20 protein-coding genes are annotated in these 19032 nt (G+C 67.2%); 10 read left to right on the top strand and 10 right to left on the bottom strand.

Annotated elements, in window-relative coordinates; translation table 11 throughout:
* Positions 1–115 precede the first annotated feature (115 nt).
* From htpG to tldD, 6 genes are all read right to left on the bottom strand, one after another.
* Entirely contained in the window at positions 116–1996 is a 1881-nt protein-coding gene (gene htpG / locus ACXJKJ_RS12330; protein WP_457390301.1) for a molecular chaperone HtpG, read from the bottom strand.
* A 69-nt stretch (positions 1997–2065) separates the two neighbouring features.
* On the bottom strand, positions 2066–2377 hold the full coding sequence (locus ACXJKJ_RS12325) for a hypothetical protein (RefSeq protein WP_056192972.1): 312 nt from the start codon (positions 2375–2377) through the stop codon (positions 2066–2068).
* A gap of 62 nt (positions 2378–2439) precedes the next feature.
* Positions 2440–3147 (bottom strand): PEP-CTERM sorting domain-containing protein, encoded by a 708-nt coding sequence (locus ACXJKJ_RS12320; RefSeq protein ID WP_457390300.1) that lies wholly within the window; start codon positions 3145–3147, stop codon positions 2440–2442.
* 116 nt (positions 3148–3263) lie between these two features.
* Positions 3264–4391: a 3-deoxy-7-phosphoheptulonate synthase gene (locus tag ACXJKJ_RS12315; RefSeq protein ID WP_457390299.1), complete on the bottom strand. Its 1128-nt coding sequence runs from the start codon at positions 4389–4391 to the stop codon at positions 3264–3266.
* A 237-nt stretch (positions 4392–4628) separates the two neighbouring features.
* Positions 4629–5168 (bottom strand): hypothetical protein, encoded by a 540-nt coding sequence (locus tag ACXJKJ_RS12310; protein WP_457390298.1) that lies wholly within the window; start codon positions 5166–5168, stop codon positions 4629–4631.
* Positions 5165–6628, bottom strand: a complete 1464-nt coding sequence (gene tldD / locus ACXJKJ_RS12305; protein WP_457351532.1) for a metalloprotease TldD — start codon at positions 6626–6628, stop codon at positions 5165–5167. The genes ACXJKJ_RS12310 and tldD overlap by 4 nt, the downstream gene beginning before the upstream one ends.
* 135 nt (positions 6629–6763) lie before the next feature.
* Between tldD and ACXJKJ_RS12300 the strand changes: the two genes are divergently transcribed.
* Entirely contained in the window at positions 6764–7090 is a 327-nt protein-coding gene (locus tag ACXJKJ_RS12300) for a hypothetical protein (protein WP_457323945.1), read from the top strand.
* A gap of 149 nt (positions 7091–7239) precedes the next feature.
* Positions 7240–8427 (top strand): PQQ-dependent sugar dehydrogenase, encoded by a 1188-nt coding sequence (locus tag ACXJKJ_RS12295; RefSeq protein WP_457390297.1) that lies wholly within the window; start codon positions 7240–7242, stop codon positions 8425–8427.
* Here ACXJKJ_RS12295 and rsmI read toward each other — a convergent pair.
* Complete coding sequence (rsmI, locus tag ACXJKJ_RS12290; protein ID WP_457390296.1) at positions 8405–9325, bottom strand: 16S rRNA (cytidine(1402)-2'-O)-methyltransferase; 921 nt, start codon at positions 9323–9325, stop codon at positions 8405–8407. The two genes, ACXJKJ_RS12295 and rsmI, sit on opposite strands and share 23 nt — an antisense overlap.
* Between rsmI and ACXJKJ_RS12285 the strand changes: the two genes are divergently transcribed.
* The 3 genes from ACXJKJ_RS12285 to ACXJKJ_RS12275 are packed head-to-tail and all read left to right on the top strand — an operon-like array spanning position 9318 to position 10959.
* A complete protein-coding gene (locus ACXJKJ_RS12285) occupies positions 9318–9710 on the top strand; it encodes a YraN family protein (protein ID WP_457390295.1) in 393 nt (130 codons plus the stop codon). The genes rsmI and ACXJKJ_RS12285 overlap by 8 nt on opposite strands.
* Before the next feature lie 39 nt (positions 9711–9749).
* Positions 9750–10328, top strand: a complete 579-nt coding sequence (locus tag ACXJKJ_RS12280; RefSeq protein WP_056192992.1) for an SIS domain-containing protein — start codon at positions 9750–9752, stop codon at positions 10326–10328.
* A gap of 19 nt (positions 10329–10347) precedes the next feature.
* On the top strand, positions 10348–10959 hold the full coding sequence (locus ACXJKJ_RS12275) for a BON domain-containing protein (protein WP_457323941.1): 612 nt from the start codon (positions 10348–10350) through the stop codon (positions 10957–10959).
* An 87-nt stretch (positions 10960–11046) separates the two neighbouring features.
* Here ACXJKJ_RS12275 and ACXJKJ_RS12270 read toward each other — a convergent pair whose 3' ends face one another.
* The 3 genes from ACXJKJ_RS12270 to ACXJKJ_RS12260 all read right to left on the bottom strand — a co-directional run bounded on the left by ACXJKJ_RS12270 (position 11047) and on the right by ACXJKJ_RS12260 (position 14205).
* Complete coding sequence (locus ACXJKJ_RS12270; protein WP_457390294.1) at positions 11047–11937, bottom strand: NAD(P)-dependent oxidoreductase; 891 nt, start codon at positions 11935–11937, stop codon at positions 11047–11049.
* A gap of 10 nt (positions 11938–11947) precedes the next feature.
* Positions 11948–13084, bottom strand: a complete 1137-nt coding sequence (locus tag ACXJKJ_RS12265) for a PilT/PilU family type 4a pilus ATPase (RefSeq protein WP_056193006.1) — start codon at positions 13082–13084, stop codon at positions 11948–11950.
* Between the two features lie 77 nt (positions 13085–13161).
* Positions 13162–14205, bottom strand: a complete 1044-nt coding sequence (locus ACXJKJ_RS12260; RefSeq protein ID WP_056193010.1) for a type IV pilus twitching motility protein PilT — start codon at positions 14203–14205, stop codon at positions 13162–13164.
* A gap of 27 nt (positions 14206–14232) precedes the next feature.
* Between ACXJKJ_RS12260 and ACXJKJ_RS12255 the strand changes: the two genes are divergently transcribed.
* From ACXJKJ_RS12255 to ACXJKJ_RS12235, 5 genes are all read left to right on the top strand, one after another.
* On the top strand, positions 14233–14910 hold the full coding sequence (locus ACXJKJ_RS12255; RefSeq protein ID WP_457390293.1) for a YggS family pyridoxal phosphate-dependent enzyme: 678 nt from the start codon (positions 14233–14235) through the stop codon (positions 14908–14910).
* A complete protein-coding gene (locus tag ACXJKJ_RS12250; protein WP_457390291.1) occupies positions 14907–15584 on the top strand; it encodes a c-type cytochrome in 678 nt (225 codons plus the stop codon). Before ACXJKJ_RS12255 ends, ACXJKJ_RS12250 begins: the two co-directional genes overlap by 4 nt.
* Positions 15581–16858, top strand: coding sequence for a c-type cytochrome (locus ACXJKJ_RS12245; RefSeq protein WP_457390290.1), 1278 nt, complete (start codon positions 15581–15583; stop codon positions 16856–16858). The genes ACXJKJ_RS12250 and ACXJKJ_RS12245 overlap by 4 nt, the downstream gene beginning before the upstream one ends.
* Before the next feature lie 211 nt (positions 16859–17069).
* Positions 17070–18617, top strand: coding sequence for a methyl-accepting chemotaxis protein (locus ACXJKJ_RS12240; RefSeq protein WP_056193022.1), 1548 nt, complete (start codon positions 17070–17072; stop codon positions 18615–18617).
* 28 nt (positions 18618–18645) lie between these two features.
* Entirely contained in the window at positions 18646–18963 is a 318-nt protein-coding gene (locus ACXJKJ_RS12235; protein WP_056193025.1) for an energy transducer TonB, read from the top strand.
* Positions 18964–19032: the final 69 nt, after the last annotated feature.

Raw genomic sequence — 19032 nt, 5'->3', positions numbered from 1 at the left:
GCCACGTAAAGAGCGCAGAAGCAGGGCCGACTCGGCGCCCCAGCAAGGCCGCCGGCGCCCAGACCGGCCCGGACTCAAGGACCGGGCCTGGCGCTGAACTGCAGCGCCGCGACGGTCAACCCGTCAGCAGCGCGTTGACGCGCTTCACATAGGCCGCCGGGTCTTCCAGGTGACCGCCTTCGGCCAGCACGGCCTGGTCGAACAGCACCTGGGCGAGGTCGTCGAAGTGATCGCTGCCATCCAGCTTCTTCACCAGTGCGTGCTCGGCGTTGATCTCCAGCGTTGGCTTGCTCTCGGGCGCGGTCTGGCCGGCCTGCTTCAACAGGCGCGCCAGATGGCCGCTCATGTCGCCCTCTTCCACGACGATGCAGGCGGGCGAGTCGACCAGGCGGGTTGTCACGCGCACGTCCTTGGCACGGTCCTTCAGCGCTTCTTTCAGCTTGTCCAGCAGCGGCTTCAGGCTCTCTGCCGTCTCGTCGGCCTTCTTCTTCTCGTCCTCGTCCAGCAGCTTGCCCAGGTCCACGGCGCCCTTGGCGACGGACTGCAGCGTCTTGCCTTCGAATTCATAGAGGTGGCTGAGCATCCACTCGTCGACGCGGTCGACCAACAGCAGCACCTCGATGCCCTTCTTGCGGAAGATCTCTAGCTGTGGGCTGTGCTTCGCAGCAGCGAGCGAATCGGCGGTGATGTAGTAGATGACGTCCTGGCCGTCCTTCAGGCGCGACACATAGTCGGCCAGGCTGACGTTCGCGTCGGCATGCGTCGAGGCAAAGCGGAACAGCTTGGCCAGGCGTTCCTGGTTCTGGTGGTCTTCGCCGATGCCTTCCTTCAGCACCTGGCCGAAGTCCTTCCAGAAGGCGGCGTACTTGTCCTTGTCGGCCTGCTCTTCGCTGTTGGCCAGGCTTTCCAGCATGCCCAGCACGCGCTTGGTGGAGCCCTCGCGGATGGCCTTCACGTCGCGACTTTCCTGCAGCAGCTCACGGCTGACGTTCAGCGGCAGGTCGGCCGAGTCGATCACGCCCTTGACGAAGCGCAGGTAGACCGGCATCAGCGCCTCGGCGTCGTCCATGATGAAGACGCGCTTCACGTAGAGCTTCACGCCGCCGCGCTTGTCGCGGTTCCAAAGGTCGAAGGGCGCCTTCTGCGGGATGTAGAGCAGCTGGGTGTACTCGCTGCGGCCCTCGACGCGGTTGTGCGTGTAGGCCAGCGGCGCGTCGCTGTCGTGGCTGATCTGCTTGTAGAACTCTTCGTACTGTTCTTGCGTGACCTCGCTCTTGGAACGCGACCACAGCGCCGAAGCCTTGTTGACCGGCTCCCATTCGTCGAGCACGACCTGCTTGGCGTTGTCCGCGTCCCACTCTTCCTTCTTCATCAGGATGGGGAGCGAAATGTGGTCGCTGTACTTGCTGATGGTCGACTTGACGCGCCAGGTCTTCAGGAACTCTTCCTCGCCGTCGCGCAGATGCAGGATGACGTCGGTGCCGCGGCCAGCCTTGGTGATGGTCTCCAGCTCGTACTCGCCGGTGCCTTCGCTGCTCCAGCGCACGGCCTGGTCCACCGGCAGACCGGCGCGGCGGGTCTCGACCGTGATGCGGTCGGCAACGATGAAGCCGGAGTAGAAGCCCACGCCGAACTGGCCGATCAGCTGGGCGTCCTTCTTCTGGTCGCCCTCCAGCTTGGCCATGAACTCGCGCGTGCCGCTCTTGGCGATGGTGCCCAGATGCGAGGCAGCCTCGTCGGCGCTCATGCCGATGCCGTTGTCGCTGATGGTCAGCGTCTTGGCTGCCTCGTCGAAGCTGACGCGCACTTCCAGGTTGGGGTTGTCTTCAAACAGCGCCGCGTTGTCCAGCGCCTCGAAGCGCAGCTTGTCGCAGGCGTCGCTGGCGTTGCTCACCAGCTCGCGCAGGAAGATCTCCTTGTTGGAGTACAGCGAGTGCGTGACGAGGTGCAGGATCTGCTTGACTTCGGCCTGGAAGGCGTGGGTTTGCTTGGTCATGGTGAGGTGTCCATCAAAACAAAACGCGGCCTCAGGTCGGGCCGCGCGGCAGGAGTTCAAGTGGGGGCGTCAGTAGGAAACTGCAAGCCGTGGCACGTCGACTTTGATCAGCGCCTTGGACAGCGAACCGGCCGCCGCGCGGGCGTAGTCCAGCGCCCAGGCGGCATCGGCAAACGCAGCCGGCCCTGCGGCCAGCGCGACGCCCACCAGCTTGTCGGCCAGCAGCACCTTGCCCGAGCCTCGCAGGGGCTCGCACTCCAGGCGGACGAAGTTCTCGTCCAGCCAGCGGCGGGCGGCCTCGAAGCCCAGCACCTCGGTGCCGTCGAGCTGGATGTCGACCGGCGCGCCGGTGGCGAAGATGACGGTGATCCGGGCTTGCATGGCCCGGATTGTGTCAGTGGACCGACGATCCGGGTCGAGGACGACTGCTGGAGGACCCGCGCTCAGTCACGCGGCCGGGGCAGGGCTTGGCGCCGCCCCAGGACAGTCAGCGATGCAAGGCCGAGCATCAAGCTCAGCCAGGCTGCGGGCTCCGGCACGGGAGACTGCGGGTCGTTGGCGCCCAGGGTCAGGTCGTCCCACACCACCTTGCCCGGCTGCCCGGTAAACACCACCGACTTCGCCACGCCCGAGAAGGAGTACCCGCCCGGCCCGAAGGGGCACCGGCTGGCGTTGTAGGCCGCGCAACCTGGCGAGCCCGGCAGCAGCACCAGCGGCGGCGCCAACAGTGCACCGTTGCCGCCCAGGCCGCTGTAGGCAGAAATAGTTGCCACCGAGCCAGGCGCCACCGCGTAGCTGAAGCCGATCGCGAAGCTGAAGCCGCTGGGAAAGTCGAAATACGTTGAGGTGCCACTGCCGATGCCCATACCGCCCTGCGACGAGGTCACCGACAGGCCGCCGCGCGAGGCATTCGAGCAGCTTCCGCCCAGCGCATTCAGGCAAACCGCCACCGCGTTGCTCGCGAAGGTCGCGCCCAGATTGGCGCCCGTCGTGCCCTGGCTGCTGGTGCCGCCGCTGTAAAAGCTCAGGATGTCGGCGTAGCTGGTGCTGGGATAAGTGGCGTTCACGCCTTCGAACCCAATGACCACCACCGCCTGCGCGGGGGCGGCGAGCAGGGCAGAGAAAGCGGCCGCAAGCAGTAGATGTCGCATGGTGCTGATCCTCAGGATGCCCAAAGGCTCAGGCTACTCCCGGGCGCGCCGGGCCGCGCCCCCGACCCCTTGATTTACCCCTTGATTCGGGGGCCCGCACTCAAGCGCCAGTGCGATCAGGCCCGTGTCGCGCGAACCGCCTCGGACAGCACGTCCAGCACGGCCAGGGAGTCGTCCCAGCCSAGGCAGGCRTCGGTGATGCTCTTGCCGTATTCGAGTGCGGCCGGGTCGTCCTTGCCGGGCGTGAACTTCTGGGCGCCGTCATGCAGGTGGCTTTCCACCATGACGCCGAAGATGCTCTTGCCGCCCTCGCGCATCTGGCCGGCAATGTCGCGCGCCACGTCCAGCTGGCGCTGGTGCTGCTTGCTGGAGTTGGCGTGCGAACAGTCCACCATCAGGCGCTGCGGCAGCTTGGACTTGGCCAGGTCAGCGCAGGCCTCGGCGACACTCTTGGCGTCGTAGTTGGGCGCCTTGCCGCCGCGCAGGATGACGTGGCAGTCSKYGTTGCCGYKSGTCTCSACRATSGCGACCTGGCCGTTCTTGTGCACCGACAGGAAATGGTGGCCSCGCGCCGCCGCCTGGATGGCGTCGGTSGCGATCTTGATGTTGCCGTCGGTGCCGTTCTTGAAGCCAATGGGCGCCGACAGGCCCGAGGCCAGCTCGCGGTGCACCTGGCTTTCGGTCGTGCGCGCACCGATGGCGCCCCAGGCGATCAAGTCGCCGATGTACTGCGGCGAGATGACGTCAAGGAACTCGCTGCCGGCCGGCACGCCCAGGCGGTTGATCTCCAGCAGCAGCTGGCGGGCGATGCGCAGGCCCTCGTCGATGCGGTAGCTCTCGTCCAGATAGGGGTCGTTGATCAGGCCCTTCCAGCCCACCGTCGTACGCGGCTTCTCGAAGTAGACGCGCATGACGATCTCCAGCGTGCCGGCGTACTTCTCGCGCTGCTCCTTGAGCTTGCGGGCGTACTCGATGGCGGCCGTCGGGTCGTGGATGGAGCAGGGGCCGATGACGACGAGCAGCCGGTCGTCCTCGCCGCTCATGATCCTGCGGATGCGCTGGCGGGTCTGGCCGATCAGGTTCTCCATCGCCGTGCCGCGGATGGGGAAGAAGCGGATCAGATGTTCCGGCGGCGGCAGCGGCGTGACGTCGACGATGCGCTCGTCATCGGTGGCACTGGTCTTGTCGTCCTGGGAGTACCAGCGCTGGGCTTCGGGTTCGACGGAAGAGACTTTGGCGTTCATCGGATCAGCCTTTCAGAAAACAAAAAACCGCCGGGCTTTGCGGGCCCGGCGGTTTGTAGGGAGTCTGGGTTCAGCGCGCGCGCTCAGGACTCTCCACCGCCGGGGCGGGGAAAAAACCAAAAGCTAAAGTAAGCAGCGCGGGACATGGGAGCGGAATCTAGCACGCCGGCTGCGCCGCGGTTTCGGCGGGTTGCAAAGCAGCCATCGTGCTCGGCGACGGATAGCGCCGAGCCGCGGTCAATCGGAAGGCGTCACACGCCATTCACTGCCCCAGGGCCACCCAAGTGCGCCCGGATGCACCTTGACCCAGATCTTGGCGCCAGGCTTCAAATCCTTCAGGGCTGGGAGACGGATATCGAGCCTTTCTCCGTCGAGTGCCTGCTCCAAATGCCCTTTGAAGTAATAACCTCGCCGAGTCACGCTTTTGGTGGCGATTGAAGCCTCCATCCATTCTCCAGGGCTGGAGTCGTGCTTGCGATTCCACCAGTCCAGCACACCTCTGCTCGCGATGATCCAGAGGGGCAGTGAGAACAAAATCGCAAGCAGCCAACCCGCCAGCCGTTTCCGCCCTGAGTTGGCAAAAGCTGCAAACAACGGCATGAGCACGAGCAACAACAGGAAGGGCACAAAGGGCATCCAAAGACGCCCGCCGATCTGAACCGGCGGGTCGTCCACCGCACGCGCAACCACCAAGGCGGCGAACGCGCCGCTCAGGAGCAGAAGGCCGTGCAGCCAAGCGTCTGAGAGCGCCCTCCCAACGCCGGGAGCCATGTTCAAGCCGTGCCACCCACCGTCAGCCCCTCGATCCGCAACGTCGGCTGCCCCACGCCCACCGGCACGCTCTGCCCTTCCTTGCCGCAGACGCCCACACCCGTGTCCAGCGCCATGTCGTTGCCGATCATGCTGACGCGGGTCAGCGCGTCCGGGCCGTTGCCGATGATGGTGGCGCCCTTGACGGGGTACTGGATCTTGCCGTTCTCGACCCAGTAGGCCTCGCTGGCCGAGAACACGAACTTGCCGCTGGTGATGTCGACCTGGCCGCCGCCGAAGTTGGTGGCGTACAGGCCCTTCTTGATCGACGCGACGATCTCCTTGGGATCGTCCTTGCCGCCCAGCATGTAGGTGTTGGTCATGCGCGGCATCGGCACATGGGCATAGCTCTCGCGGCGGCCGTTGCCGGTGGGGGCGACCTTCATCAGCCGCGCATTCATCGCGTCCTGGATATAGCCCTTCAGGATGCCGTCCTCGATCAGCACATTGCGCTGGCTGGCACAGCCCTCGTCGTCGACGTTGAGCGAGCCGCGGCGGTCGGGGATGGTGCCGTCGTCCAGCACCGTCACGCCCTTGGAAGCCACGCGCTGGCCGATGCGGCCGGCAAAGGCGCTCGAGCCCTTGCGGTTGAAGTCGCCCTCCAGGCCGTGGCCAACAGCTTCATGCAGCAGCACACCGGGCCAGCCCGGGCCGACCACGACGACCATCTCGCCGGCCGGTGCCGGGCGGCTTTCGAGATTGGTGAGCGCCGCGTGCACGGCCTGCTCGACATAGCTGGCGATCATCTCGTCAGTGAAATAGGCCAAGCCGAAGCGCCCACCGCCGCCGCCCGAGCCGACCTCGCGGCGGCCATTGCTCTCGGCGATGACGGTGATGGACAGGCGCACCAGCGGGCGCACGTCCGCTGCCAGCGTGCCGTCGGCACGCGCGATCAGCACCACCTCGTGCTCAGCGGCCAGGCCGGCCATGACCTGCGCGACGCGCGGATCCTTGGCGCGGGCCATCTTCTCGGCGCGCTCCAGCAGCGCGACCTTGGCGGCACTGTCGAGGCTGGCAATGGGGTCGGACACGCCGTACAGCTCGCGGCTGCCGGCCACGCGGCTCTGGCCCGGCACCTTGACCTTCTTGCTCTGCCCAGCCGCGGCGATGGTGCGCACGGTGCGCGCGGCGTCCAGCAGCGAATCGAGCGAGATGTCGTCCGAGTAGGCGAATGCCGTCTTCTCGCCGGCCACGGCGCGCACGCCGACGCCCTGGTCGATGCTGAAGCTGCCGCTCTTGACGATGCCCTCCTCCAGGCTCCAGCCCTCGGCGCGCGTGGTCTGGAAATAGAGGTCGGCGTCATCGACGCGATGCTCGGTGATCAGGCGCAACGCCTGCGAGAGCGAGGCCTCGGTGAGGCCGAAGGGCTCCAGCAGTTGCGAGCGGGCGGTGGCCAGGCGGGCCAGGGTGGGTTCGACGGCGATCATGGCTTGATTCTAGGAAGTCGGGCGTCAGGCATTGGAAGACATGGACATCCTTCTTTACCGGCAGGGTGTCAGCCGCGCGGAAAAAGGCGTCGTTGTGGACAGACCTTGCAACCCGACGTCCCCAAGGAGTCCCCGATGAAGACCTTTCACAAAGCCCTGATCGCCCTGCTGACCCTCACCGGTGCCAGCGCCTTCGCCCAGACGCCCGGCACCAACACGCCTCGCATCGACCAGCGCGAGGCCAACCAGCAGGCCCGGATCGCGCAAGGCGCCGCCAGCGGCAGCCTGACGGCCCACGAGACCCAGCGCCTGGAGAAGGAACAGGCTCGCGTCGACCACGCCGAGGCGAAGGCCAAGGCCGACGGCACCGTCACCGCCAAAGAGCGCCGCCGCCTGACCGCCATGCAAGACGGCGCCAGCCGCGACATCCACCGCAAGAAGCACAACGCCCGGGAGCAGTGACGCAACGCAGCCGCGTGTCGAGCCAGATGACCCATGCATTACGCCTGCTAACAAATCCATCCCTGGCGGTGGCCTGCTAGGGATGGCCGGCGAGGCGAGGCCCCGCACAGCATGCGGCGTATCCGTCCTTCACGGATTTGGAGCGCCGCATGAAGCTTTTCCCGCTCGCCACGCTGGCCCTGGCCGCTGCTGCCGGTCCTGCCTTCGCCGCCACCCTGGTCGGCTCGGGCTATGAGCAGCCCGTCTTCCTGACCGCCCCCAGCGGCGATTCGCGGCTCTTCATCGTTGAGAAGACCGGGCGCATCAAGGTGCAGGACAGCGGTGGCACTGTTTCGACCTGGCTCAACCTGTCGGGGCAGATCGACACCGGCGGCGAGCGTGGCCTGCTGGGCCTGGCCTTCGACCCCGGCTTCGCGAACAACGGCCGCTTCTATGTCGACTACATCGACAAGACGACACTGAGCACCGTCGTCGCGAGCTACACCGTCAACGGCGCAGGTGCCGTGGACCTGGCCAGCGCCAAGACGGTCATCACGGTGGCCCAGCCGGCCGGGCGCAGCAACCACAAGGCCGGCTGGATCGGCTTCAATGCCGCGGACCCGGGCAACCTCTACGTCGCCACCGGCGACGGCGGCAGCTCCAACGATCCCGACAACAACGCCCAGAACCTCAACAGCAACCTGGGCAAGCTGCTGCGCATCACACCGAGCGCCGCGGGCGGCTACACGGTGCCAACGGACAACCCCTTTGTCGGCGTGGCAGGCAATGACGAGATCTGGGCCTATGGCCTGCGCAACCCCTACCGCAACAGCTTCGACCGCCAGACGGGCGACCTGTGGATTGGCGACGTGGGCCAGGGCGCGCGGGAAGAAGTGGATTTCGCTTCCGCTGCCTCCGGCCTCGGCCGCGGCGCCAACTACGGCTGGCGCGTGCGCGAGGGCACGATCGCTACGCCCGGGATCAGCGACCCCACGCCGCCCAACCTGACCGAGCCGATCTACGACTACGGCCGCACCAACGGCGATGCCACCGTCATTGGCGGCTATGTCTACCGCGGCGGCGCGGATGCCAGCCTCGACGGCAAATACGTATTCGGCGACTACATCTCCGGCCGCATCTGGACCCTGAACGGCGGCACCGCCACGCCACTGGCCTCGCCCTTCGGCGGCTCGACGCTGACCAGCTTCGGCGAAGGAGGCAATGGCGCCCTCTATGCCGTCGGCATTGACGGCAATGTCTATCTGCTCGCTGCCGCGGTGCCCGAGCCCGCGCCCGCGCTGCTGCTGGCACTGGGCCTGGCGGCCGGCAGCCTCTTCACTCGTCGCCGCCGCGCTTGAGGGCCAGGCCGGCGTCGTAGAGGCGGTTGCGCGGCGCGCCGCTGATCTGCGCGGCCAGGGCGACGGCCTGCTTGAGCGGCAATTCGGCGACGAGCAGGGCCAGCACGCGCAGGGCCTCAGTGGGCAGTTCATCGTCCGCCGCGGCCTGCGGCGCCAAGGCATGCAGCACGAGGACGAACTCGCCACGCTGGCGCTGGGCGTCGGCCGCGAGCCAGGCCGGCAGCGTCGCAGCCTCGGCGGTGTGGATGCTCTCGAACTGCTTGGTCAGCTCGCGGCAGACCGTCGCGCGACGCGTCGGCGCCAGTTCGGCCAGCAGTGCAATCACCTCGACGATACGGTGCGGCGCCTCGAACACGACCTGGCTCTGGCCTTCCACAGCCAGCACCGCCTGCAGCGCCGTGCGGCGTTCGCCGGCCTTGGTCGGCAGGAAGCCGGCAAACGCAAAGCCCCGGGCCGCCGTGTCGCCAGCCACGCTGAGGGCCGTCACCGCGCTGCTCGGCCCGGGCAGCGGCAGTACGCGGTAGCCGGCTGCGACCACCTCCTGCACGAGCACGGCGCCGGGGTCCGAGATGGCCGGCGTGCCGGCGTCGGAGGCATAGGCCACGCGCTCACCGGCGGCCAGCCGTGCGAGGACAGTGGCGCTGGCCTCGCGCTCGTTGTGCTGGTGCAGCGCGATCAGCGGCTTGTGCAGGCCCAGATGGCGCAGCAACTGAGCTCCCTGGCGCGTGTCCTCGCAGGCCAGGGCGTCGGCCAGGCTTAAGGCATGGATAGCACGCAAGGAGATATCAGCCAGATTGCCGATCGGCGTCGCGACGAGATAGAGCGTGGCGGCCGGATACTGCTGGCCGCCGGCTGCGGCTTGTGCGGCCTGACGAAGCACAGAGGCATCAATGTTCAAGTGGGGCTCTCGTTCAAAACCTGACCGGGCCGAGATCGGCCTGGCGGGCGAGGACGCGGCGCTCGCGCATCTGCAGCGCGCCGGCCTGCGCCTGGTGGAGCGGAATTATCGAGTCGGCGGCGGCCCCAACCGCCGTGCCGGCGAAGTTGACCTGATCCTGCAGGACCGCGACGGCACCTTGGTCTTCGTCGAGGTGCGGGCAAGGGCGAGCGATTCGCATGGCGGCGCGGCCGCCAGCGTGACGGCCAGGAAGCAGCAGCGCCTGATCCACGCGGCCCAGCACTATCTGCTGCGCCAGGCCAGCCCACCGCCCTGCCGTTTCGACGTCGTTGCCATCGATGGCGCTGAACTCACCTGGCTGYAGGCCGCCTTCGATGCGGGTTGATACCGACGCCGCTGCCGCGCTGACTATGATCCCGCCCCAATGATCGAGCAACGCATCCAACAGCAATTCTTCGAGAGCGCCGACCTGCTCTACCAAGCCGCCGAGCAACTGGCGCGGCCCCTGGCGATGGCCGCGCAGATGGTGGTGGACGCCGTCACTGGCGGCAGCCGCATCCTGTGTGCCGGCCAGGGCCTGGCCAGCATGGACGCCGACTATCTGGCCGCCCGCCTGGCCGGCCGCTTCGAGCAGGAGAGGCCTGGCCTGGCCGCCTGGAGCTTGTCCGCCCAGGCCCGTGACGCCGCGGGCGTGGACCTGGCGCGCCTCCTGCAGGCCCATGGCCACCCGGGTGACGTCCTCGTCATGATCGAGCCCCTGCGCGAGCAGCGCGACGCCTGGCAGTCAGCCGTGGCCGTGGCCCATGCGCAGGAGATGAGCATCATCGCGTTGACCGCCCAGCCACCGGGCGCCGCCGACGAATGGCGCGGCCTGCTGCAGGACACCGATATCCAGATCCGCGTCAGCCACGGCCGCGAGCCACGCGTTGTGGAAGCCCAGCGCGTGCTGCTGCATGCGCTGGTCGACGCTGTCGACCTGCAACTGCTCGGCAGCGACGAATAACCTCCTTGACGGAACCCCGATGAAAAAACTCAGCCTCACCCTGACCGCCGCCATCCTCGCCAGCACGCTTGCCACCGGGTGCGCGCCACTGCTGATCGGCGGCGCGATGGTGGGTGGCGTCAGCGTCGCCACCGACCGCCGCACCTCGGCCACCCAGCTCGAGGACGAGACCATCGAGATCAAGGCCGGCGCCCGCATCCGCGAGCAGCTGGGCGACAAGGTGCACATCAACGTCAACAGCTACAACCGCGTCGCGCTGATCACCGGCGAGGCCCGCAACGAAGCCGACCAAGCTCAGGTGGAGCGCATCGTCGCCGGCGTCGAGAACGTCACCAAGGTGCTGAACGAGACTGCGGTCACGATGCACAGCGCACTGAGCGGTCGCTCCAACGACGTCGTCATCCAGGGCAAGGTCAAGGCCTCGTTCATCGACGCGCGCGACCTGCTGAGCAATGCCTTCTACGTTGTCGTCGAGCGCGGCCAGGTCTTCCTGATGGGCCGCGTGACCGAACGCGAGGCCAATCGCGCCACCGAGATCGCGCGCCAGGTCGGCGGCGTCAAGAAAGTGATCCGGGCGTTCGAGATCATCAGCGAAGACGAACTCGCTCGCCTCACACCGAAAAAGCAGTAGCTCTGAGCACAGCCACAGAGGCACGGAGACGCAGAGGAATTCGCTGAGGCTTTCTCCGTGCCTCTGTGACTCTGTGGCTTTGTTGGGTCAGAGACGCTTGATCAAGCTGGACGTGTCCCAGCGATTCCCGCCCATGGACTGGACGTCCGCATAGAACTGGTCCACCAGCGCCGTCACCGGCAGGCGTGAGCCATTGCGGCGCGCCTCGTCGAGCACGAGGCCCAAATCCTTGCGCATCCAGTCGACCGCGAAGCCGAAGTCGAACTTGCCTTCGACCATGGTCTTGCCGCGGTTGTCCATCTGCCAGCTTTGGGCCGCACCCTTGCCGATGACTTCGAGTACCTGGGTCATGTCCAGGCCGGCGTTCTGACCAAAGCGCACGGCCTCGGACAGGCCCTGCACGACACCGGCGATGCAGATCTGGTTGACCATCTTGGCAAGCTGTCCCGAGCCCGGGCCGCCGAGCAGGGTCACGGCCTTGGCGAAGGCCAGGGCGATGGGTTTCACCATGTCAAAAGGGGCCGCATCGCCGCCACACATGACGGTCAGGGCACCGTTGACTGCACCGGCCTGGCCACCGGAGACCGGCGCATCAACGAAGGCGACGCCTCGCTTGGCTGCCTCGTCGTGCAGCTCGCGAGCCACGGCCGCCGAGGCTGTGGTGTGGTCCACGAAGACGGCTCCCGAGGTCATGCCGGCGAATGCACCTTCGTCGCCGAGCGCCACCGAGCGCAGGTCATCGTCGTTGCCAACACAGCAGAACACGAACTCCGCGCCCCGGGCGGCCTCAGCTGGCGTGGCGGCAAAGGCACCTCCGTATTCCTTGACCCAGGCTTCGGCCTTGGACTGCGTGCGGTTGTAGACGGTGACCTGGTGGCCAGCGCGCGCCAGATGGCCGGCCATCGGATGGCCCATGACGCCCAGGCCCAGGAAGGCGACGCGGCGGGCGGGAACGGGGTCGTAGCTGCGGGTGGTCATGAGCAATGGGTCAAAGAATCGTCAGGTGTTCGGTGCCGCTGGACAGGTCGCCGCTGCGAGCGCGCTCGCTGTTGAGCTTGATCTGCAGGCGCAGGTCGTTGACCGAGTCGGCATTGCGCAGCGCGTCTTCGTAGGTGACCTTGCCGGCCTCGTAGAGGTCGAAGAGGGACTGGTCGAAGGTCTGCATACCCTGCTCGCGGGAGCGCTTCATCAGCTCCTTGATCTCGGTGATCTCGCCCTTGAAGATCAGGTCTGAGATCAGCGGCGAATTCAGCAGTATCTCGACCGCGGCGACACGGCCCTTACCTTCGCGGCGCGGCAGCAGGCGCTGGCTGATCAGCGCGCGCAGGTTCAGCGACAGGTCCATCAGCAGCTGCTGGCGGCGGTCCTCGGGGAAGAAGTTGATGATGCGGTCCAGCGCCTGGTTGGCGCTGTTGGCGTGCAGCGTCGCCATGCACAGGTGGCCGGTCTCGGCAAAGGCCACCGCGTGCTCCATGGTCTCGCGGTCACGCAGCTCGCCCATCAGGATGACGTCGGGCGCCTGGCGCAGCGAGTTCTTCAGCGCGGCCTCCCAGCTGTCGGTGTCCAGGCCCAGCTCGCGCTGCGAAACGATGCAGTTCTTGTGCGGATGCACGAACTCGATCGGGTCCTCGATGGTGACGATGTGGCCGTAGGTCGTCTCGTTGCGCTCGTCGATCATCGCGGCCAGCGATGTGCTCTTGCCCGAGCCGGTGGCGCCGACGACGATGACCAGGCCGCGCTTGTGCTGCACCACCTCGCGCAGGATGACCGGCAGGTCCAGCGACTGGATGGTGGGCAGCGTCGACGGAATCGTCCGCAGCACCAGGCCGACCTGGCCCTGCTGCAGGAAGGCGTTCACGCGAAAGCGCCCGACGCCATGCGGCGAGATCGCGAAGTTGCACTCCTTGGTGCGCTCGAACTCGGCCGCCTGCTTGTCGTTCATGATGGCCCGCGCCAGCTGCAGCGTGTGCTGGCCGGTCAAGGGCTGAGGCGAGACCTTGGTCAGCTTGCCGTCCACCTTGATGGCCGGCGGGAACTCTGCCGTCAGGAAGAGGTCGGAGCCCTTGCGCGACAGCATCAGCCGCAGCAGATCGTTGATGAACTTGGAGGCCTGATCGCGTTCCATGAATGGCTTTCTATGTGTGCGGCGTTTTGCCGTCACTCACGTGGCGAGCCACATGAGTGACGTCAAATTCCCCGGGACTAGCCCGGGAAATTTTCCGGAAACTTCGCTTTCGAGCGAGCTTCGGCGGGCGAAATGATGTTGCGGCGGACGAGGTCGGTCAGGTTCTGGTCCAGCGTCTGCATGCCCTGCGAGTTGCCCGTCTGGATGGACGAGTACATCTGCGCCACCTTGTTCTCGCGGATCAGGTTGCGGATGGCCGAGGTGCCCAGCATGATCTCGTGCGACGCGACGCGGCCGGTGCCGTCCTTCAGCTTGCACAGGCTCTGCGAGATGACGGCCACCAGYGATTCGGACACCATCGCCCGCACCATCTCCTTCTCGGCCGCGGGGAAGACGTCGACGATGCGGTCCACCGTCTTGGCGGCCGACGAGGTGTGCAGCGTGCCGAACACCAGGTGGCCCGTTTCCGCGGCGGTCAGCGCCAGCCGGATGGTTTCCAGGTCGCGCATTTCGCCCACCAGCACGCAGTCCGGGTCTTCGCGCAGCGCCGAGCGCAGCGCGTTCGCGAACGAGTGCGTGTGCGGGCCGACCTCGCGCTGGTTGATCAGGCTCTTCTTGGATTCGTGCACGAACTCGATCGGATCCTCGATGGTGAGGATGTGGCCGTACTCGTTCTCGTTGAGGTGGTTGACCATGGCGGCCAGCGTCGTGCTCTTGCCCGAGCCGGTCGGGCCGGTCACCAGCACCATGCCGCGCGGCTTGAGCGCCAGTTCGGCGAAGACCTTGGGCGCGTTGAGCTGCTCCAGGCTGAGGATCTTGCTTGGAATGGTCCGGAATACGGCGCCCGCGCCACGGTTCTGGTTGAAGGCGTTGACGCGAAAGCGCGCCAGGCCCTGGATCTCGAAGGAGAAGTCGACTTCCAGCGTCTCCTCGTACATCTTGCGCTGGGAGTCGTTCATGATGTCGTACACCATGTCGTGGACCGCGCGGTGGTCCAGGGCCTCGACATTGATGCGGCGCACGTCGCCATGCACCCGGATCATCGGCGGCAGGCCGGCCGAAAGGTGCAGGTCCGACGCCTTGTTCTTGACCGAAAATGCCAGCAGCTGAGTGATGTCCATGATGATCTGTGGAGTGCTCGGACCATTATGGCGATCTCCGACTCCCTCCAAGCCACCAAAAATCGCATCGCTGCGGCATGTGCCTCGGCCGGCCGCCCATCCCAGGCGGTCCGTCTGCTCGTCGTCAGCAAGACCTTCCCGGCCTACGCCGTGCGCGAGGCCTTTGAGGCCGGCGCCCGCGCCTTCGGGGAGAACTATGTGCAGGAAGGCCTGGCCAAGGTCGGCGAGCTGAGCGATCTGCGCGGCCAGATCGAATGGCATCTGATCGGCCCGCTGCAGTCCAACAAGACCAAGCCCGTGGCCGAACAGTTCGATTGGGTGCACAGCGTAGACCGGCTCAAGATCGCCCAGCGGTTGTCCGAGCAACGGCCGGCCGAGCTGGCGCCGCTCAATGTCTGCCTGCAAGTCAACATCAGCGGCGAGGCCAGCAAGAGCGGCCTGCTGCCCGATGACGTGGCGGCGCTGGCTCGCGAGGTCGCAACCTTGCCCCGGCTGCAGCTGCGTGGCCTGATGGCGGTGCCCGAACCCGGCCCCGAAGCGCTGGCGCAGCATCGGGCCATGGCCGCGCTGTTCGAGACGTTGAAGCAGGCCGGCTTGGCCCTGGACACGCTGTCGCTGGGCATGAGCGCAGACCTTGAGGACGCCATCGCGGCCGGCTCGACGATGGTGCGCGTCGGCGGCGCCATTTTCGGAGCGCGGGGGTGAAGGCCGCCTGGCTGCTGACCCTGACCGCGCTCGCGGCCCAGGCCCAGCCCGCCCCTGACACGCTCGCGCAGCGAGCGTTGGCCTGCACCGGCTGCCATGGCAAGGAGGGGCGCGCCGCACCCGACGGCTACTACCCCCGTCTGGCCGGCAAGCCGGCCGGCTATCTCTACAACCAGTTGCTGAACTTCCGCGACGGCCGGCGCGACTACGGTTTGATGAGCGAACTCATCGCGCCACTGTCCGACGCCTATTTGGAGGAGCTGGCCGGTCATTTCGCATCGCTGGACCTGCCCTATGCGCCGCCGCAGAAGTCTGGCCTTCCGGCTACCGAGCTGGCCCGCGCCGAGGCGCTGGTCAACCGCGGCGACGCCGCCCGCCGCCTGCCGGCCTGCACCGCCTGCCATGGCGAGCGCCTGACAGGGACTCAGCCCGCCATACCGGGCCTGCTCGGTCTGTCACGCGACTATCTGAACGGCCAGCTCGGCGCCTGGCGCAGCGGACAGCGCCGCGCCCAGGCGCCGGATTGCATGGCGCATATCGCCAAGACCCTGACCGAGCCTGAGATCAACGCGATCACCCAATTCCTCGCCGGCCGGGCCCTGCCGGCCGACCCGCATCCCGCGCCCACCCTGGCTGCCCCGCCGCCGTTGCGCTGCGGCGGCCTGCCGCCATGAAGCGCCTCTTGATCGGCCTCGCGTTGCTGGCCCTGCTGGCCATTGCCACCGCTTTCGGGTTGCTGGCCTGGCAACGCGCCCTGGGCGACGCAACGCCGCCCTCCGCCGCACCCGTCAGCCTGGAACGCGGCGCCTACCTCGCCGCCGTGGGCAATTGCGCCGGCTGCCACACGGCCCGCGGTGGTGAACGCCTGGCCGGAGGCCGGGCGATCCCGACGCCTTTTGGCACCGCCTTCTCATCCAATCTGACGCCCGCCGCCACCGGCCTGGGTGGCTGGACCAGCAACGACTTCTGGCAGGCGCTGCATTTCGGCCGCAGCCGCGACGGCCGACTGCTGGTGCCGGCTCACCCAATCACCAACACCACCCTCGTCAACCGCGAGGACGCCGACGCCCTGTATGCCTGGATGCAGGCCCAGCCGCCCGCGACCGCGCCACGGCGCGAGCATGAGCTGCGCTGGCCTTACGGGAGCCAGCTGGCCGTCGCCGTCTGGCGGACCTTGTACTTCAGGCCCGGGGTCTACCAACCCGACCCGGCCCGGGACGCGGCCTGGAACCGTGGCGCCTATCTCAGCCAGGGCCTGGCCCATTGCAGCGCCTGCCACGCCGGCCGCGATGCCCTGGGTGGCGACCGTGGTGCAGCGGATTTCCGCGGTGGCCTGCTGGCCGGCCTGGGCTGGGTGGCCCCTTCGCTGCATGACCCGGCCGAGGCCGGTGTGCAGCGTTGGCCGACTGAGGTGCTGCAACGCTGGCTGCGCGACGGCAAGGCGCAAGGTCATGTGGCGCTCGGCCCCATGGCCGAGGTCGTCATCGGCAGCACTGCGGCGCTGGACGATGCCGACCTCGCCGCAATGAGCAGTTATCTGCGTGCCTTGCCCGAGCAGGCCGTTTCCCGCTCCGAGCCGGCCGAGCCGGATGCGCGCCGCCGCAAGCGCGGCGCCGGCCTCTACCGCGAGCACTGCGCAGCCTGCCACGGCGAGCAGGGCCAGGGGCGGCGCGACGCGAGCGGTGCCCCCGCCTACCCTGCGCTGGCCGGCAGCCGCCTGGTCACCCAGGCCAGTGCCGCCAACCTGATCCGCCTCATCGAGCGCGGCGGCTTCGCGCCGGCGACGCCCGGCAACCCGCGCCCCTACGGCATGCCGCCCTTCGCGGGCGTGCTGGGCGCCGAAGACCTGGCCGCGCTGACCAGCCATCTGCGGGCATCCTTCGGCCACGCTGCAGGTGAAGTCGATGCCGTCGAGGTGCTGAGGCTGCGCGCCGTGGCGGCCCGTTGAACCCACAAGCCCCTGGGCGCGGGGGGCCGACGTGAACGACTTCACGCAAGCCTGCCGCAGGCAGGTAGCAAATGGTCACAGGTCGCGACACACTGCGCGCGGCTCCCGGGTAGGGCCGTCAAAAACAGGGCCGAGAGCCCTACAGTCGTCGTTGAATTCAAGAGCGGCAGCCCGCCGCCGATACCCGATCACCGGACAAGGACCTGAACAGATGAACTTCCTGACGCAATTGCGCATCGGCCATCGGTTGGCCTTGAGCTTTGGCCTGCTCATTTTGCTGCTGGTGGGGATCGGCATTTACGGCGCGAAGAATGCGAACGGCCTGGCCAAGGATCTGGACCGCACCGCCAACTCCAGCCTCTTCAAGATTGGCGCAGCCAACGGTCTGGAAAGCCAGGTCAACATCATTTCCCGCGCCGTGCGTGACTTGCTGCTGCTGGATACCGCTGGTGCCATCAAGAAGCAGAAGAAGGCCGTCACCGACGCGCTTGAAGAAGGCGAAAAGCAGCTCAAGAGCCTGGAAGACGCTGTCTCGGGTGACGGAGAAAAGGCCGCCATCGCCGAGGTGCGGGGTCACAAGGCCAAGTTCCTGGCTGCACTCGAAAAATTCCAGAAGATCCAGACCGACGGCACGCCCGACGAGGCTCGTGAAAGCCTGATAACCGACCTGCGCCCCGCCCAGGCGGCCCTGCAGGAAGGCCTGAAGAAGCTGGTCGACATCCAGTTTGAAAGCGGCAAGGCACTGGCCACGTCCGGTGTCGAACTGGCCCGCTTCTCCGTCTGGGTGACCATCGTCCTGCTGGTCGTGGCCGTGGTCATCGGCATCGGTGGCGGCCTCGTCATCACCCGTTCCATCGTCGCCCCGGCCCGCAAGGCCCAGCTGGCCGCCGAGGCCATTGCCGCCGGTGATCTGACGCAGGACATCCAGGTCGAAGGCCGCGACGAACTCAGCCAGATGCTGCAGGCCATGAAGGACATGCAGCAGGCTCTCTCGGGCGTTGTGCGCGATGTGTCCACCGCCGCCAGCGAGGTGGCCCAGAACTCCGGCTCCATTGCCGACAGCAATTCCAATCTGGCCGAGCGCACCACGCGTTCCGCCGCCAGCCTGCAGAACACCGCCGCTTCGGTGGAAGAGATCGCCTCCACGCTCAAGGGCGCCAGCGATCTGACCCGTCGCGCGGCTGGCATCGCCGTGACGGCCCGCCAGGCCGCCAGCAATGGTGGCGCCGTCGTCTCCAAGGTCGTCGAGACCATGGAAGAGATCAGCGCCAGCTCCAAGAAGATCGGCGACATCATCGGCGTCATCGACGGCATCGCCTTCCAGACCAACATCCTGGCCCTGAACGCGGCCGTGGAGGCCGCCCGGGCCGGCGAACATGGCCGCGGCTTCGCCGTGGTGGCCGCCGAAGTGCGTGCGCTGGCTCAGCGCTCGGCCGGCGCCGCCAAGGAAATCAAGGTGCTGATCCAGGAATCGACCGTCAAGGTCGAAAACGGCACCACGCTGGTCAACAACGCCGGCGTCACCATCCGCAGCGTCGTCGACGAAGTCAACAACATGGGTCAGTTGATCGAGGAAATCTCGCATTCGGCCCAGGAGCAGGCCACGGGCGTCGGCGTCGTCAACGGCGCGATGAACGAGCTCGACAAGGCCACGCAGCAAAACACCAGCCTGGTCGGCGATCTCAGCCGCTCGGCGGACGCCCTGCGCGACAGCTCGACGCGGCTGATCGAGGCGGTCGGCTTCTTCCGCGCCGCCTGACCCCATCAATTACTTTCCGAGGCTCGCCATGTCATTCCTGCGTTCCGCCACCATCCTGGCCGCCAGCCTGATGCTGGCCCTGGCCGCTCAGGCCGCACCCAAGGTCGTCAAGAAGGTGCCGCCTGAGTTCCCAGCCGAGGCCTCCAAGAAGGGCATCTCCACCGGCTCGGTCAAGGCCAAGATGACCATCGAAGCCGACGGCAAGGTCAGCGACGTCGAGATCGTCGAAGCCGAACCCAAGCGGGTCTTCGACCGCGCCGTGAAGGCGGCGCTGATGGAGTGGAAGTTCGAGCCCGGCGAAAAGGCCACTCACGAAGTCAAGCTCGTCTTCAAGAACGAGGACTGAAACCCGACCGAGCACAGTGCCTGCGCACTGTGCGACGCGGGTTTCAGGACAGCCGGCATGCAGGCCGGC

Source organism: Roseateles sp. P5_E1 (assembly GCF_054049335.1).
This window is presented reverse-complemented; position numbering and strand designations above follow the sequence as displayed.

Coding starts and splice junctions, on each gene's coding strand:
- ACXJKJ_RS12245 (WP_457390290.1), top strand. CDS start 15,581: ATGAAGCGCCTCTTGATCGGCCTCGCGTTGCTGGCCCTGCTGGCCATT.
- ACXJKJ_RS12265 (WP_056193006.1), bottom strand. CDS start 13,084: ATGGAACGCGATCAGGCCTCCAAGTTCATCAACGATCTGCTGCGGCTG.
- ACXJKJ_RS12280 (WP_056192992.1), top strand. CDS start 9,750: ATGATCGAGCAACGCATCCAACAGCAATTCTTCGAGAGCGCCGACCTG.
- ACXJKJ_RS12270 (WP_457390294.1), bottom strand. CDS start 11,937: ATGACCACCCGCAGCTACGACCCCGTTCCCGCCCGCCGCGTCGCCTTC.
- ACXJKJ_RS12235 (WP_056193025.1), top strand. CDS start 18,646: ATGTCATTCCTGCGTTCCGCCACCATCCTGGCCGCCAGCCTGATGCTG.
- ACXJKJ_RS12325 (WP_056192972.1), bottom strand. CDS start 2,377: ATGCAAGCCCGGATCACCGTCATCTTCGCCACCGGCGCGCCGGTCGAC.
- ACXJKJ_RS12295 (WP_457390297.1), top strand. CDS start 7,240: ATGAAGCTTTTCCCGCTCGCCACGCTGGCCCTGGCCGCTGCTGCCGGT.
- ACXJKJ_RS12240 (WP_056193022.1), top strand. CDS start 17,070: ATGAACTTCCTGACGCAATTGCGCATCGGCCATCGGTTGGCCTTGAGC.
- ACXJKJ_RS12255 (WP_457390293.1), top strand. CDS start 14,233: ATGGCGATCTCCGACTCCCTCCAAGCCACCAAAAATCGCATCGCTGCG.
- ACXJKJ_RS12275 (WP_457323941.1), top strand. CDS start 10,348: ATGAAAAAACTCAGCCTCACCCTGACCGCCGCCATCCTCGCCAGCACG.
- ACXJKJ_RS12320 (WP_457390300.1), bottom strand. CDS start 3,147: ATGCGACATCTACTGCTTGCGGCCGCTTTCTCTGCCCTGCTCGCCGCC.
- htpG (WP_457390301.1), bottom strand. CDS start 1,996: ATGACCAAGCAAACCCACGCCTTCCAGGCCGAAGTCAAGCAGATCCTG.
- ACXJKJ_RS12300 (WP_457323945.1), top strand. CDS start 6,764: ATGAAGACCTTTCACAAAGCCCTGATCGCCCTGCTGACCCTCACCGGT.
- tldD (WP_457351532.1), bottom strand. CDS start 6,628: ATGATCGCCGTCGAACCCACCCTGGCCCGCCTGGCCACCGCCCGCTCG.